Here is a 13,941-nt window from a genome sequence, read left to right as displayed (position 1 = left end):
TTGGGCCGCGGGGAGGGGCCATCCGCTTCCTCCACCGCATATCCCCAAAACAAATGCGAATGAAGTGCGACCCATACATCGATGCGACCCAGCTTATAATTTTAAGCAGTTGAGCTGTATTGAATTTGGGCCTGGTAGAGTCTTCACGGGCATCCGTATGTCTTTTTTCCTGACAGCTCTTCAGCCGTAAAATAAAAGTAGGGCTTTTCTGCGTTCATTCCAGATGATAGGAGGATGAGATCAGTATATGCGTAAAGTCCTTCAATCGCTACGAGAAGGATTGGCGCGAACGCGCCAGGCCGCTTTCGGTCGGATCGCTCAGCTGTTGGGGGCCACGGAGATCACGGAGGAGCTTTGGGAGGAGCTGGAGGCGGCACTGATTCAAGCGGATGTCGGCGTCCAGGTCACGACGGAGGTGCTCGATCGCCTGCGGGCCCGAGCTCATCAGGAGGGGATCACCCGGGCGGATCATCTACGAGCGTTGTTGAAGCAGGAGTTGCGGGCGATCCTGGGAGACCCCCCATTGTTGAACCTGGGTCGAAGGCCTCTGGAGGTGGTGCTGATCGTTGGGGTCAATGGCTCAGGGAAGACCACCACGGTCGCCAAGCTGGCGTATCAATTCCAGCGACAGGGCCGGCGGGTCTTGCTGGCGGCGGCGGACACCTTCCGGGCTGCGGCTGGTGAGCAGCTGGAGATCTGGGCGGAGCGGATAGGGGTGCCTTGTATCAGCGGCCAACCCGGAGCTGATCCGGGAGCGGTGCTCTTCGACACGCTGCAGGCCGCCCGTGCCCGGGGCTACGATTTGGTCCTCGCGGACACCGCTGGCCGGCTTCACACAAAATACAATCTGATGCAGGAACTGAAGAAAGTCCGGAATGTGGCCGCGAAGGCGATCCCGGATGCCCCCCATGAGGTCTGGTTGGTGCTGGACGCGACCACCGGTCAGAATGCCCTCCCACAGGCCCGGGAATTTCATCAGGCCGTAGGCGTCACCGGCCTCATCCTGACCAAACTGGATGGCACCGCCAAGGGTGGCGCGATCTTCGCGATCGCCCGCAACCTGGGCTTGCCGGTGCGATTCGTGGGGGTTGGTGAAGGGCTGGAGGATCTGTTGCCGTTTGATGCGGATGCATTTGTGGAAGGATTGTTTGATCCGAATTGATGGGCCTCAGGGGTTCGAGGGATGAGGCGGTAGTGGTTCCTCTCATCATTTGGGGCTATGAGATATAGAGGGTGAATGGCCCCTTGCCCTTTCTCTCCTCCCCCCGCGGCCCTTTGGGGACGCGGGGGGAGGAGAGAAAAGATCTTTCGGGGCTGGGCCGGGGGCCGTTTGGGGTCGGGCGCTTAAGCGCCCGTTCTTGGTCATCGGCCCAGTTCTCGAAAACCGATCGTTGGGTTTATTGGGATGAGTCATGAAGAACAGGACGACCCCTCCGACTTTGCATAAAAAGGAGGTTTCCCGATGAGTGGGTTGCGTGAACGGATCGAAGCCTTGATGGTCACCCTGGAGGATCTGCTGGACCGTCTTTGACATCCCGAAGAAGCAAGCCGAGATCCAGAGGCTGGAAGAGGAGGCCTCTCGGCCGGATTTCTGGGACCAACCGGCGCGGGCCCAAGAGCTCATGAAGCAGCTGGGTCGGTTGAAAGAGGAGGTGGAGGGCTGGCTGAGCTTGCGCCGTCGAATCCAGGAGGCCCGTGAGCTGCTGGACCTGGCCGAGGGGGAGGGGGATGAGACATTGGCTTCAGAGCTGGAGCGCGAGATTGGGATCCTCGAGGAGGAGATCCATCGCCACCAGTTCGAAGTTTGGATGTCCGGCCCCTATGATCGCAACGACGCCATTCTGGCCATCCACGCGGGGGCGGGTGGAACCGATGCTCAGGATTGGGCGGAGATCTTGTTGCGTATGTATCTGCGCTGGGTCGAACGTCGCGGGTGGGAAGCCGAATTGCTGGATAAGGTCGATGGCGAAGAGGCAGGCATCAAGAGCGCCATGGTGCTGGTGAAGGGCCCTTACGCTTATGGCTACTTGAAGGCCGAGAAAGGGGTGCACCGTCTGGTCCGAATCTCCCCCTTCGATGCCGCCCGTCGTCGCCACACATCTTTTGCCCTGGTTGAGGTATGGCCGGATATCGGGGAGAGCCCGGAGATCGTGATCCGTCCGGAGGAGCTCGTTATCGAGACCTTCCGGGCTTCCACGGCAGGTGGCCAGCATATGCAGAAGAACGAGACAGCGGTCCGCATCCGGCATATCCCGACGGGGATTGTCGTCTCGTGCCAGAACGAGCGGAGTCAGGCGCAAAACAAAGAAACCGCATTGAAAATCCTAAAGGCTCGTCTGGCGGAGTTGGAGGAACGGAAGCGGCAGGCGGAGATCGCGGCTTTAAAGGGAAAGCACGTAAGCGCTGAATGGGGAAACCAGATCCGCTCCTATGTCCTTCATCCTTATCAGTTGGTGAAGGATCATCGCACAGATTATGAGACCAGCCAGGTGGAGCGGGTGCTGGATGGGGAGCTGGATGAGTTCATCGAAGCCTATCTCCGGCAGGCGATGGCTCCCTCTCCCTCTTCGTAAATTCGGCTTGCTCGTTCCTTGGGTTGCTGGCCTTCCGGCGCTGCGCCGATTGAAATCGCCTTTTTGGGGCCTACAGCCGATGGTCGGCCTTCGCCGGGCGGGTTTCGTGTCCGCGGAGGCGGACGCCCGGCCTGAAGCGCCCCAGGGGCGATTTCCAATCGGCGTAAAGACCAACGGTCGGCCTTCGCCGAGCGGGGTTTTCCGCGCTCACGCCGGCGGACGCTCGGCGCAGGAGCGCCTAAGGAAGGCGGATCTCCAGTCCGCTGAACGGGTGACTGCGCGGGCTTGAGCGAACGGGAGAAAAACAGATGACAGGGCGAAAACAGAAACACTCTTCTGGAGAGTGGCTTTCCCTCAAGGAAGCGGCCGCGATGTTAGGGGTTCACCCTGCGACCCTTCGGGCCTGGGCCGACGCCGGTCGTATTCCCTCTCGTCGGACGGCTGGGGGACATCGACGGTTCGCCCGGCAGGAGCTTGAGGCGTGGTTGCAAGCCCATGGGGCGGAGCCCGGGGTGCAAATGCTGATCACATACACTCTGGGTCAGCTCCGCCTTGAACTCGTCCGGGGCGCTGTGCCTCAGGCGCCGTGGTTCGAGCGGATGCATGGAGAAATCGCGCAAGCTTTCCAAGCCACCTGCTATCAATTGCTGGCGGAGCTTCAGGATTATATTCGCGATCGCGATCCCCAGCGCCCCCATCGGATCGGCTCCCGCTACGCGGAACAGGCCATCGCTGCAGGGATGACGCTTGGGGATTTGTTGCGGGCCTTCATGCATTTCGGAGGCTACCTGCTGGAGAGCGCGTTCCGGATGGTGGAGATGGGCGGCTCCCCAGAACGCTGGCATGAGGTGTATCGGGCGATCATGGCCTTTTACAACGAAACCTTGCTGGCCATGGTTGAGGGCTACCTGGAGCAAGCGCCATGGGCGAGGGCCACCGCAGGCTCTTCAACAGCTTAAGCCGGATCCTGATGGGAGCGGGCCTGGCGATCTGCGCATGGGGGGTATGGCTCGCGTGGCAGCCGATGGCCGTTGATGCCCTCCCTGCTGAACGTCCACCGGAGTTAAATCCTCCGCGCCTGTTGGAGACGACGCGCCCGTCCTCCACGCTGGCGGAAACAGCGAGGTCTACGCCGGTTCAGACCCGAAGGCCTTCGCCAGAGGCAGCATCAGAGGCGGAGCTCCCGCTTCGTCTATCTATCCCGGCCATCCACCTGGAAGCCCCGGTGGTCCCTGTGGGGCTAACGAGTATGCAAGAGGAAGGACGGGAATTCATCACCTGGGAACCGCCGAATCGCTTCGCCGCGGGCTGGTTGACAACCTCCGCCCACCCTGGCCGGCCGGGCAACATTGTCCTGATCGGTCATCACAACATCTATGGGAAGGTGTTTGCCGATCTCCATCGTCTGCGTCTGGGGGACCAGATCCAGCTGGAGACTTGGCGGCGGGTCTACATTTACAAGGTGGAGGCCCTTCATATCCTGCCGGAAAAAGGCCAACCTCTGGAAATCCGTCAGCGTAACTTACGGTGGATTCTGCCTACATCGGATGAGCGACTGACTCTGGTCACATGCTGGCCTCCCAACAATAACACCCACAGGCTGATTGTGGTGGCGCGTCCGGCGAACTCGCGGGATGAACCGTCCGGTCGATAAGGGGGAGGGCCAGGACGTATCCACTGGGGCATTCGAATATCTTTAAGGGCCAGCTTGGGCGTTTTCCGCGCTTGATCTGGCTTTTAAATCTGTCATAAAGGGGAAAGCGCATGTCGCTTCTCGAGTGGGGACCTTTGCGACGGATCCGACGGAATCACGCGCTGGAACACGGGACCATTCATCTGCTGAGCCAGCGGTTCCCGGGGCGGCCGATGGCCGGCCGTTCGACGCCCTTCGGATTCTATATCTATGGAAATGTGCCGATGGAGGCGGTGGTGGCGGCATCCCATGAGGCCCTGGAGCGGTTGCGCCGAGGGGAACATCACTGGGCCATCCATCCGGGTTGCGGCACGAACTACGTGGCTTCGGGCACCACAGCAGGCCTGGCGGCCTTTCTCACCCTCGGCCTGGTCCCTCATCGCCGGCGTCGGGATGTGTTGCCGCTGGTGATTCTGGCAACCGTGTTGACCCTCATCGCCGCCCAACCGTTAGGGCCTTGGCTGCAGGCCCATCTGACTACTCAAGCGGATCCGGGGGATTTGGAGATTGTGGGCGTGCGGGCGCTTTCGCGCAGCTGGGTTCAGGGGTATTTTGTGGAGACCCGCGGTGGGTAAAGGGGAATGGTGATCGTATTGCATGGGGAGAACGAGCTGGAGCTTCAGGAAGCGCTGAGGGAGCTACGGGAAGCCGTTGGAGATGCCGCCGCTCAATCCATGAATGTCAGCGTGCTGGATGGGCGGCGGGTTTCTCCGGCCGAGCTGCAAGCGGCTTGCGCTGCCATGCCGTTCCTCGCCGCCCGTCGGCTGATCATTGTCGAAGGCATGTTCGCCCGCGAACGCCGTCGGGCCCGGGAGGAGAACGCCCTCCTGGAGGCGCTGTCCGTGGTTCCTCCAACGACCTGGCTGGTCCTGGTGGAGCCCAGGACGCTCCCTGAGGATCACCCCTTGTTGCGCTGGATCGCCGCCCATCCCGACCTTGGAGAGGTGCGGCATTTCCCACTCCCTTCCCCCCGGGCATTGCCGGAGTGGGTGATGGCCCGAGCCCGGCGTTATGGCGGAACGTTTACGCCCCAAGCCGCCTCCGCTCTGGCTGCCCTCCTGACCGATCCGCGGCTGCTGGATCAGGAGATCCACAAGCTGGTCATTTGGGCAGCTGGCCGGCCCGTGACGCCGCAGGATGTCGAGCGGCTAGTGCCCTACGCGGCGCCCATTAGCTTGTTTGAACTCACGGAGGCCTTGGGCCGTCGGGATGTGCATCGGGCTCTGGCGGCTCTGCACCGGCTGCTGGCGGAAGGGGAACACCCCCTAGGCCTGTTCGGCATGATCGTCCGCCAGTTCCGATTCATGCTCCTGATGAAGGAGCAACTAGAGGACGGCCTCTCGCCAGCCGAGGCGGGAAATCTGTTAGGGCTCCATCCTTACGCAGCCCGTAAGATCGCCGAGGCCGTCACCGCCTTCTCGATCTCTCAGTTGGAAGCTTTCTATCGAAACCTGGCGGAGCTGGATGTGGCGATCAAGACAGGGCAGATCCCCGATGTGGTCGCATTGGAGACGTTCATTGTTTCCGTGGGTCGGCGGGAGATCCCCTGAGCTCAACCCAATACTCCGCTCCCCGGCGAAGCGATAGTGCTAATTGTTTGGGGGATGCGCTCGGGAAGACCGATGGCCCCTCTCTCCGCGGCCCGGAGGGCCGCGGAGAGAGGGGAGAAAAATCTTTCGGGGGCTTTTCGACCCCGACCCGGCCCCCGAAAGCCCCAAAGTTAAAAATGGGCAGAGCAATGCCACCCCGGACATCGCCTTTCCCCTGCTTCAAGCTGCGGTGCGAAAAGCGAGAAATGTGACCGTGGAGGACAAGCGTCGAATGCGGCCGAGCGTGATCCTGAAACCTTATGCGGAACGCAAGCTTCGGAATTTTTACCCCTGGGCATTTCACGACGATATCGCCGAGGTTCGAGGCGATCCGGAGCCTGGAGCCGTTGTCCTGGTCCGGGATGCCTCCGGCACACTGGTCGGACAGGCGTTCTATAACCCGGGTGCCTCTATCCCCCTGAGGATGCTGACCCGGAGCGAGGAGCGCATTGATGCGGGATGGTTCCGTCGACGCCTGATGGAAGCAGCCCTCCGCCGACAGGGGATCCACGGGACGAATGCCATGCGTCTGGTTCATGGGGAAGCGGATGGCCTCCCGGGTCTCATTGTGGACCGTTATGGCGAGGTGCTGGTCGTGCAGATCCGGAACCTGGGGATGGAGCGCTGGCGGGAGAGCTTGGTGGAGGCCTTGCGAGCGTTGTTCGCCCCCCGGGGGATCTACGAGCGCAGCGATGTGGAGGCTCGGGAGGATGAGGGGCTTGAGCCCCGGGTAGGACCCCTGTGGGGAGAAGTGCCGGATCCTCTGGAGGTGGTGGAGGACGGCCTGGTTTTCGAGACCAGTGTCGTGCGAGGGCAAAAGACCGGATTTTACCTCGACCAGCGAGACAACCGACGACGGTTGCGAGGATGGATCCGGCCGGGGGATCAGGTGCTGGATGTTTATGGCTACATTGGGGCTTTTGCGCTGCATGCGGCGGCGGCGGGGGCTATGGCGGTAGTGATCGATAAGGATCCATGGGCCCTGGGGCAGGTGGAACGAAATGCGGCTCGCAACGGCCTGGCGGAACGGGTGACGGTGCGCCTGGGAGATGCCTTGGAGATGATGGAGGCGCTGCTGGCCGAGGAGCGGCGCTTCGATTGGGTGGTGCTGGATCCCCCGGCGATGGTGAAGCGCCGGATGGAGTGGGAGCGAGGGGTGCGGCGCCGGTTTGTGGATATGGCCCGGCTGGCGTTGCGCTTGCTCAAAGAGGGCGGCGGGCTCTTTTTCTCGTCATGCGCTTATCCCATCCGCCTGGAGGATCTGATCGAGGCTGCCCGCCTGGCGGCCTCCGATGTGGGCTGTCGCCTCTTGGTGCGCGACGTGACGTATCAGCCTCCGGATCATCCATGGGTCCTCCAGATCCCAGAGACCTTGTATCTGAAAACATTGATTGTGGAGAAGCAGTCGGCGGCTGATTGAAGGCATGCAGGGGTTGGCCGTCGTTAAGTAACTATTCCTCCCTCTCGATTCGTCCCTATCGTTGGCTTTTCTAAAACTTTTCTCGTAGAATTAGGAATGCGTGGTCCATCGGAATCTCGGGGGTGTTCGGTGGAAGGATGGATGGCTCTGCCTTGGTTTCGACCCTCTTCCCAAAGCTCAAAGCGCTGAGGGAAGGAGCGGGAAAAGCCCAACACGGTTTTGGGGGGCATAATTTCGATAACATGATTTCGATAAAAGATGAGCGCACAAGAGGGGCGCCATTGCGGGAGGAGATGTTGTGAGCTCAGGCATGAATGAAAGGCCGTTGCCGCTGGGATTGCAGATGCTGGGCCCCGGGCTGATGGTGCTGGGGGTGATGTTGCCATGGGGTGTATCCTCTGAAGCGCATGGTTTGAATGGTTGGGGGTTGCTGGTTCTTCTGATCGGAATCCCCGCATTGCTGCTGCCTTGGGCGGCTCGTGAGACAACCGCCGCTTATCCAATCCTAGCCGGCCTGGCGGTAATCGCAGCGGTTGGGGCCCTCGGCGGGTGGATCACCGCATGGCGAGCCGTTCCACCGGACATCCCGGACCCAATGCGATGGGTTGGAAAGGGCCCTCTTTTCACCTTGGCTGGGGCAGCTCTCACATGGGCCACCCTGCCGGGATCCCTCAAGGGCTGGCAGCGAGCGCTGGTGGCCGGAGGGGGCTTTGGGTTGATGTTCGGAATCGCTGTAGGGGTGCTCGCCTGGCTTTCGATGGGGAAGGGAGCCTCTGCGGCGATGGGAGGCGCAATCTCAGCCCCCACAGGAACACCGTGGATCGTCATTGAGGTCCGCCCCCTTCAAACGACTCCTGCGATGAGTGGAGCAGAACGACCATTGTCTTCCACGCCCTCTCCAACTTTCCCGCCGTTTTCGTCGATGGGATCGGGTCCAGAATCCAGTGGAACTGGTGTCGCCGAAGGGCCTACCATCACTCCCCAGACGGAAGTCCCAACGGCCACTCCAAGGATTCAGGATGCGAAGTCCCCCACGCCATCTCCCACAGTCGGTTCACCAATCTCTCCCCCACCCACACCGAATCCATAATGACCAGACCACCTTTCGGGGTGTGGCGAGGGGAAGAAAGAAGGGGGGAATTCCAACCGCTTCCATCAGGGGGCGATAGAGGTTTTGAGCCGAGCTCTCGAGGAGGTTCTGGAGATGACTGGCTTTGCCCAGGATATTGCGCGTCGCCTGGTGGAAAACATCGAGCGGGTGATCTTTGGGAAACGAGAGGCGGTTGAGCTTGCGGTGATCGGCTTGCTGGCTCAAGGCCATCTTCTCATTGAGGATGTGCCTGGGGTGGGGAAAACGATGCTGGCCAAGGCGATGGCGCGCTCCATTGGAGGAACTTTCCGCCGGATTCAGTTCACGCCGGACATGCTCCCCAGCGATATCACCGGTGTATCGATCTTCAACCCCGGGACTCGGGCCTTTGAGTTCCGCCCTGGCCCGATTATGGCCAATATCGTCTTGGCGGACGAGATCAATCGAGCCACTCCGAAAACTCAGGCGGCGTTGCTGGAGGCGATGGAGGAGCATCAGGTCAGTGTGGACGGCGTGACGTATGCGCTCCCTCGACCCTTCCTGGTGTTGGCCACTCAGAACCCCATCGAATATGAGGGAACGTTCCCACTGCCGGAGGCGGAGCTGGATCGCTTCATGCTGCGGATCCGCCTGGGCTACCCCTCGCGGAAGGATGAGCTGGCGATCCTGGAGGCCCAGCAATTCCGTCATCCCATTGAGACACTGGAGCAAGTGGTGCAGCTAGAGGAGCTGCGCCGGGCTCAGGAGGAGATTCGAGGTGTGCATGTGTCCGCTGAGGTCAAGGGTTATCTCTTGGAGATCGTGGAGCGCACGCGGGAGCATCCGGACATCTATCTGGGGTCCAGCCCGCGCGGTGCCCTCGCTTTGTTCCGAACCGCCCAGGCTCGCGCGGTCTTGCGGGGACGGGAGTATGTGCTTCCGGACGATGTTAAGGCGCTGGTTCTGCCGTGTCTGGCCCATCGGTTGATCCTGAATCCGGAGGCTCGGATGCGGGAGATCACCCCGGAGCAAATTCTCGTTGAGATCATAAATCAGGTCCCGGTGCCGGGCGCGGCTCTCGCTTGAGCTGCTGGCGTTCTGTCCAAAGGGCGGCCGCACCAACGCGTGGGGATGATCCTTACCACAGGGAATTCCGGTTGGGTGTGGCCACGGGATGGGATAGGGGCAAGGGCACCCACAAGGGGCGCTCTGCTCGGCTCCTGGACAGCGAGGGATCGCTGAGCCGTGGGCGGCTCCTTCTTTGTTCCTCCCAATCTGCCGAACTTGGGTTATACTCAAAGCAGATGTAAGCGCCGGATCGTGGGTCGGTGGTCTCTCGCTTTGACAAACGGGAGGAGCATTCGCTTGAACCGGAGAGGGAATGTCCTTCGCGTAAAGGAGCTGGTGGAGAGATTCAAAACCCCTCGATGTGAGCATGCTGTCCCTCCAGAGGACTTCGGCTGGCTTCTGGAGGCGCTGGCTCCGCTTCGGTTCCCCCTGGCTCAGGGGTTATGGCTCCTGCGTCCCTGGTTGGGGCCTGAACGGATCGCCCGCTGGGTGACGAGCTTGGAGGGTATTCCCCAGACCCGGGATGAAAAGGAGAGCCCCCTATGATCGGTGGATTGTTGTTGCTCTCCGTCCTCATGGTGCTCTTTGCCGCTCGGATCGCGCGCTGGATTCGGATCCCTCCCCGCGAACCGGAGCCTTTCCGGTGGATCCCTCGGCAGGTGGGGCAAGCCCTGGAGACCGGGCAGCCGCTTCATCTCGCATTGGGCTCTGGCGGGTTGATCAGCAGCGAGGCGGCGCTGACGCTGAGCGGCGGGCGGATGTTGGAGCGCTTAGCAAGGGATGCGGCGGCCGGGGAGGTTCCTCCTTTCGTGACGGTGGCGGATCCTGTGGCCCTGGTCTACGCTCGACACGTCCTCCAGGAGGCCTATCGGCGCCGGGGCATCCCATCCACAGTGCCTCCCGATCGTGTGTGGTGGGCTGGGGCCAGCCCTATGGCTTATGCAGCCGGCCTTACCCTTTTCCTGGGAACAGAGCCGGTGGCGACCAGCGGGATGGCCGGGCTGTTTCGGGAGGAAGGTGTGCTGGTAGGGGAGATCGGCCAGCGATATGGGGCCCGCTCGATCTTTACCATGCCGGATCTCACCGGGGCCGCCGTTCTATGGCCGTTGGATCCAGCCTTGGCTGTCGGCGAAGAGGCCTTCGCCCTTTCCCCCCAAGAGGAGATACCTGGACAACCATCGGCCCTCCTTCTAACCCATGATTTGATCCGCTGGTTGTTGATCCTGCTCCTCGTGGCCGCTGCCTTGGGGTTGGCCCTGCGCGGTTGAGGGAGGAATCGAGATGCTCCGACGTGTATTGGCTGCTGGAATCCTAAGCTTGGTCATCGCCCTGATCCTTATGCCATACATATGGCCTCAGCTCACCCTCCGCCAGGTCCTGACCGAGGTGGGCTCCACGCTGCTCGCTTACGCGACCGTGGTGGGTTTCCTCTCCTTCCTCGAGGCTCATTTCCATCGGGTGGAAGCGCGTGGAGAGGGCTGGCCGTATAGCCTGGTCGCTGCCCTCGCGGCCCTGGCGGTCCTGTTGCTTTCCCTGGTGGAGGGTGGGTTGGTTGGATCGTGGACCAGCTGGCTTTATCGATATGGCCTGCTGCCTTTGGAAGCCTCGCTGGGGGCCCTGCTGCCCTTCTTTATGGTTCTGGCCCTTTGGCGTATGTTGCGCGCCCGCCGCTCGGTTTACAGTTTGCTCTTTGTGGCGGGTGTCCTCACGATGCTCATGGTTCATTCGCCCGGAATCCCTCGTCCCAGCCTGTTCGGTTCTTTTTATGAAACCCTTCTCGCCCCCCTGGCAACCGGAGGGATTCGGGGCCTTCTGATCGGTGTGGCGGTGGGGGTGATCGTGATGGTGGTGCGAACGTTCCTGTGGATGGATCAGCCTTTAGGGCGGCGGTGATCCCTTCCCTTTGAGACGTTTTCGGAGCTGGGAAGGTGGTGCTTCATCGTTTTGAGGATATGGGGTGGTGAGGGCCAGCGGCCCCAAACCCCCATGGGACCGAACCAAAAATCAAACGTGGAAGAAGCAGTAGCCGCTGCTTCCTCGGGAGGCTTCTGGGGATCGTTTTGGGGGTCAGTTCTGGGAGGTAGAGGATGAAATCGTGTCCGATCTGCGGGGCGTCGAATTCGGAGGATCGGCTGACCTGCGAACAGTGCGGAGCCAGCCTGATCCCCGCCTCCGAAGTGGAGGGGGGAGTTCTCTGTCCCATCTGTGGCTATCGGAATCCCTCCGCAGCGATCTTCTGCGAGCAATGCGGCGCTCGTCTGGAATCCGGAGAGCTTCCGGAGATCGAGGGGCTTCCTGTAGAGGAGGAACTTGAAAGCCCGGAGCTGGACTGGCTCGCGACGCTGGGGGACCTCTTCCCAGAGATCCCCCCAACGGCGCCCTCGGTCGCTCCAGAGGTTAGGGCGCTGGAAACCGGCGGTGCGGAGGAAGCGCCCGCTCCACCGGAGGAAACCCGCCTCCCCGAGGTTCCCCTCCTCGAACCATGGGAGGGGGCGGAGGGAGAGACCCCATCGGCGCAGGAGCCGGCCGCTTTCATGCCATCGATGGAGGAGCCTTTCCAGGCCTTTGAACCTGAACATCCAACGGAGGAACTCTCCGTTCCTCCGTTCGAAGGCCTTCCTCCGGAGATCGCTGCACCCACGCCTCCGTCGGAACCCCCAAGGGAAGAACAGGGAGCTTTCCCATTCCCTGGCATTTCGCCTGAGGAGGGAGGCCAGGAGATCCCCTTCGCTTCGGAAGGCGAACCGGCCCTGGCCTTTCCCTGGCTGGAGACTTCAGGCGAGGCGCTGGAACAGGGCCCCGAGGTTTCTCTCCCGGAGACAGCGCCGTTCATCGGATTGCCTTCCGAATGGGAAGCGGAGAGCTCTTCTTCTTTCGGGGTAGCGCCGTTCGCTGAGCTCCCCCCTGAGGTGCAAGAGGAGCTCGAAGCAGCGCCTCCCGTCTGGCCGGAGGCGGAGGCGATTCCGGAGTGGCTGAGGGAATGGGGTGAGGAGGGGAAGCCCTCGGAGCCTCCTGAGGAGGCTGTCCCCGAAGTACCCTTTGTGCCTTTCGAGGGCTGGGAGCCCGAAGAAGAGGCTTCGATGGCGTTAGAGATCCCGAGGGAGCTTCCCATAGCGGAGGAGGGGCTGACGCAGGTGAGTCCCTTCCTGGTCGAGGAACTTCCCGCCGAATCCCCTCCGGTGCCTGTCGAGGTCCCGCCGTTCACGGATCTGGAGGAAGTGCTTGCTGAGATGCCGGAGTGGCTGCAGACCCTTCAGCCGGTTTCGGAGGAAGAAGTCGAGACACCTTTAGAGGCACTCCCTCCAGTCGAGCAAGCGGTGGTGGAGACCCAGGGGCCATTGGCCGGGTTGGTCGATGTGCTTCCCCTGAACCTGCGGATGACGGAGATCCAGGGGCCGGCCGCCCGGCTTCGGGCGGAACCTGCTCCTGAGCTTCTGACCCGGGCTCAGGCTTGGCAAAGCTTGCTGGATCAAGGCTTGACCTTCCTGTTGGGGGAACGGGTGGCGGGGCCTGCTCCGGCCGCCCTGGGTGCTGCTCTCGAGCGCTGGCTGCTCTTTATCCTCCTCCTGGGCGCTCTGATCCTTGGGCTGTACTGGCCCTTGCCCTTCTTCCAGACCGCTCTTCTGACCCCTCCGGTTGACTTCCTGTCCGCCCTGGATCAGGCCCCCCCTGGGGGCATTGCCCTCGTGGCGGTGGATTATGGGCCGGACCGCGCAGCGGAGCTTGAAGTCTATCTCCAGAGGGTGCTCGAGCGGCTCACCGCACGGGGGGTTCGGGTGCTCACGGTGAGCCTTTCCCCATGGGGAGCCGCTCAGGCGGCGCAGGTCGTTCAGGCGCGCCCGGATTATGGGGAGCGTGTGGTCCATCTCGGATACTACCCGGGTCAGGAGATGGGCGTGGTCCGCCTTCTCACCCGGCCCATCGATCAGCTGGGGGTGGATTACCGCGGGCAGTCGCTGCGGGAGCTTCCGATCGCGCGGGATTTTGAGGAAGGGCCGTTGGCAGCCCGGTTGAACTTGGTGGTTCTGATCACCGGCTCCCCTGATGCGTTGCGGGGATGGATCCAGCAGGTCCATGGGATTCTTCCCGCCGAGGTGCCGCGGATCGCCGCTGTTGGCGCGAACCTTGCGCCCTATGTGGCTCCGTATCGGGAGAGCGGGCAGCTCCAGGCGGCAGCGGTGGGCTTGCGGGATGCGCTTCTCATGGAAGGACCTGTCCCAGAGGGCAGCCCGGCCTTCTTCGATCTTCAAGCGCAAGCAACTCTTCAGGTCTTTGTCGTACTGTTGATCGGGGCGGGGTTGGTGATTCAGCTCTTTCGAGGTTCGAAGGCCGTTTGACTCGTGGCGCTCGTTCGCAAGTTGTCTTCCCGGATCTCCTTGCGGTTTGCTTGCGAGCGCTTCTTCTTTTTTGGGGATATGCAGTGGGGATCGGATAGCCCCACCCCTTCATCCCTCTCCCCGCGGCCCGAACGGCTGTGGGGAGGGGGACGAAAAATACTTTGGGGGCAAGCCGGGCGCTAAAGGCGCCCG

The 13,941-nt window shown here is 61.9% G+C and carries 12 protein-coding genes; all 12 read left to right on the top strand.

Features of this window, described 5'->3' with window-relative positions:
* The first annotated feature begins 247 nt into the window (after positions 1–247).
* The 12 genes from ftsY (at position 248) to ACFMO5_RS11610 (ending at position 13,749) form a co-directional block, all read left to right on the top strand.
* Positions 248–1,162 carry a signal recognition particle-docking protein FtsY gene (gene ftsY / locus ACFMO5_RS11665; RefSeq protein ID WP_376792924.1) on the top strand — a complete coding sequence of 305 codons (915 nt, stop codon included), beginning with the start codon at positions 248–250 and terminating at the stop codon, positions 1,160–1,162.
* Positions 1,163–1,462: 300 nt separating this feature from the next.
* Positions 1,463–2,573, top strand: a protein-coding gene (gene prfB, locus ACFMO5_RS11660) for a peptide chain release factor 2 (RefSeq protein ID WP_376792923.1) whose coding sequence is annotated in 2 segments (ribosomal slippage) — positions 1,463–1,528 and positions 1,530–2,573 — 1,110 coding nt in all. Because the reading frame shifts where the segments join, the coding sequence is not laid out codon by codon here.
* A gap of 308 nt (positions 2,574–2,881) precedes the next feature.
* Positions 2,882–3,532, top strand: a complete 651-nt coding sequence (locus ACFMO5_RS11655) for a helix-turn-helix domain-containing protein (RefSeq protein ID WP_376792922.1) — start codon at positions 2,882–2,884, stop codon at positions 3,530–3,532.
* Positions 3,496–4,227 carry a sortase gene (locus tag ACFMO5_RS11650; RefSeq protein WP_376792921.1) on the top strand — a complete coding sequence of 244 codons (732 nt, stop codon included), beginning with the start codon at positions 3,496–3,498 and terminating at the stop codon, positions 4,225–4,227. Before ACFMO5_RS11655 ends, ACFMO5_RS11650 begins: the two co-directional genes overlap by 37 nt.
* Positions 4,228–4,337: 110 nt before the next feature.
* On the top strand, positions 4,338–4,841 hold the full coding sequence (locus ACFMO5_RS11645) for a DUF6391 domain-containing protein (RefSeq protein ID WP_376792920.1): 504 nt from the start codon (positions 4,338–4,340) through the stop codon (positions 4,839–4,841).
* Positions 4,842–4,847: 6 nt separating this feature from the next.
* Positions 4,848–5,816 (top strand): DNA polymerase III subunit delta, encoded by a 969-nt coding sequence (gene holA, locus ACFMO5_RS11640; protein WP_376792919.1) that lies wholly within the window; start codon positions 4,848–4,850, stop codon positions 5,814–5,816.
* 271 nt (positions 5,817–6,087) lie between these two features.
* A complete protein-coding gene (locus ACFMO5_RS11635) occupies positions 6,088–7,275 on the top strand; it encodes a class I SAM-dependent rRNA methyltransferase (RefSeq protein WP_376792918.1) in 1,188 nt (395 codons plus the stop codon).
* A gap of 1,204 nt (positions 7,276–8,479) precedes the next feature.
* Entirely contained in the window at positions 8,480–9,430 is a 951-nt protein-coding gene (locus ACFMO5_RS11630; protein WP_376792917.1) for an AAA family ATPase, read from the top strand.
* 318 nt (positions 9,431–9,748) lie between these two features.
* Positions 9,749–9,958, top strand: coding sequence for a hypothetical protein (locus ACFMO5_RS11625; protein WP_376792916.1), 210 nt, complete (start codon positions 9,749–9,751; stop codon positions 9,956–9,958).
* Entirely contained in the window at positions 9,955–10,680 is a 726-nt protein-coding gene (locus ACFMO5_RS11620) for a DUF6754 domain-containing protein (RefSeq protein WP_376792915.1), read from the top strand. The genes ACFMO5_RS11625 and ACFMO5_RS11620 overlap by 4 nt, the downstream gene beginning before the upstream one ends.
* Positions 10,681–10,693: 13 nt before the next feature.
* Positions 10,694–11,305, top strand: coding sequence for a hypothetical protein (locus tag ACFMO5_RS11615; protein ID WP_376792914.1), 612 nt, complete (start codon positions 10,694–10,696; stop codon positions 11,303–11,305).
* A 194-nt stretch (positions 11,306–11,499) separates the two neighbouring features.
* Positions 11,500–13,749, top strand: coding sequence for a zinc ribbon domain-containing protein (locus tag ACFMO5_RS11610; RefSeq protein ID WP_376792913.1), 2,250 nt, complete (start codon positions 11,500–11,502; stop codon positions 13,747–13,749).
* Positions 13,750–13,941 lie beyond the last annotated feature (192 nt).

Source organism: Thermoflexus sp. (assembly GCF_042408365.1).
In the GTDB taxonomy this organism is placed as follows: domain Bacteria; phylum Chloroflexota; class Anaerolineae; order Thermoflexales; family Thermoflexaceae; genus Thermoflexus.
This window is presented reverse-complemented; position numbering and strand designations above follow the sequence as displayed.

What these genes read in the sequence shown, in the direction of transcription:
- ACFMO5_RS11645 (WP_376792920.1), top strand. Translation starts at nt 4,338, where the DNA reads ATGTCGCTTCTCGAGTGGGGACCTTTGCGACGGATCCGACGGAATCAC.
- ACFMO5_RS11650 (WP_376792921.1), top strand. Translation starts at nt 3,496, where the DNA reads ATGGGCGAGGGCCACCGCAGGCTCTTCAACAGCTTAAGCCGGATCCTG.
- ACFMO5_RS11630 (WP_376792917.1), top strand. Translation starts at nt 8,480, where the DNA reads ATGACTGGCTTTGCCCAGGATATTGCGCGTCGCCTGGTGGAAAACATC.
- ACFMO5_RS11655 (WP_376792922.1), top strand. Translation starts at nt 2,882, where the DNA reads ATGACAGGGCGAAAACAGAAACACTCTTCTGGAGAGTGGCTTTCCCTC.
- holA (WP_376792919.1), top strand. Translation starts at nt 4,848, where the DNA reads ATGGTGATCGTATTGCATGGGGAGAACGAGCTGGAGCTTCAGGAAGCG.
- ACFMO5_RS11635 (WP_376792918.1), top strand. Translation starts at nt 6,088, where the DNA reads ATGCGGCCGAGCGTGATCCTGAAACCTTATGCGGAACGCAAGCTTCGG.
- ACFMO5_RS11615 (WP_376792914.1), top strand. Translation starts at nt 10,694, where the DNA reads ATGCTCCGACGTGTATTGGCTGCTGGAATCCTAAGCTTGGTCATCGCC.
- ACFMO5_RS11620 (WP_376792915.1), top strand. Translation starts at nt 9,955, where the DNA reads ATGATCGGTGGATTGTTGTTGCTCTCCGTCCTCATGGTGCTCTTTGCC.
- ACFMO5_RS11610 (WP_376792913.1), top strand. Translation starts at nt 11,500, where the DNA reads ATGAAATCGTGTCCGATCTGCGGGGCGTCGAATTCGGAGGATCGGCTG.
- ftsY (WP_376792924.1), top strand. Translation starts at nt 248, where the DNA reads ATGCGTAAAGTCCTTCAATCGCTACGAGAAGGATTGGCGCGAACGCGC.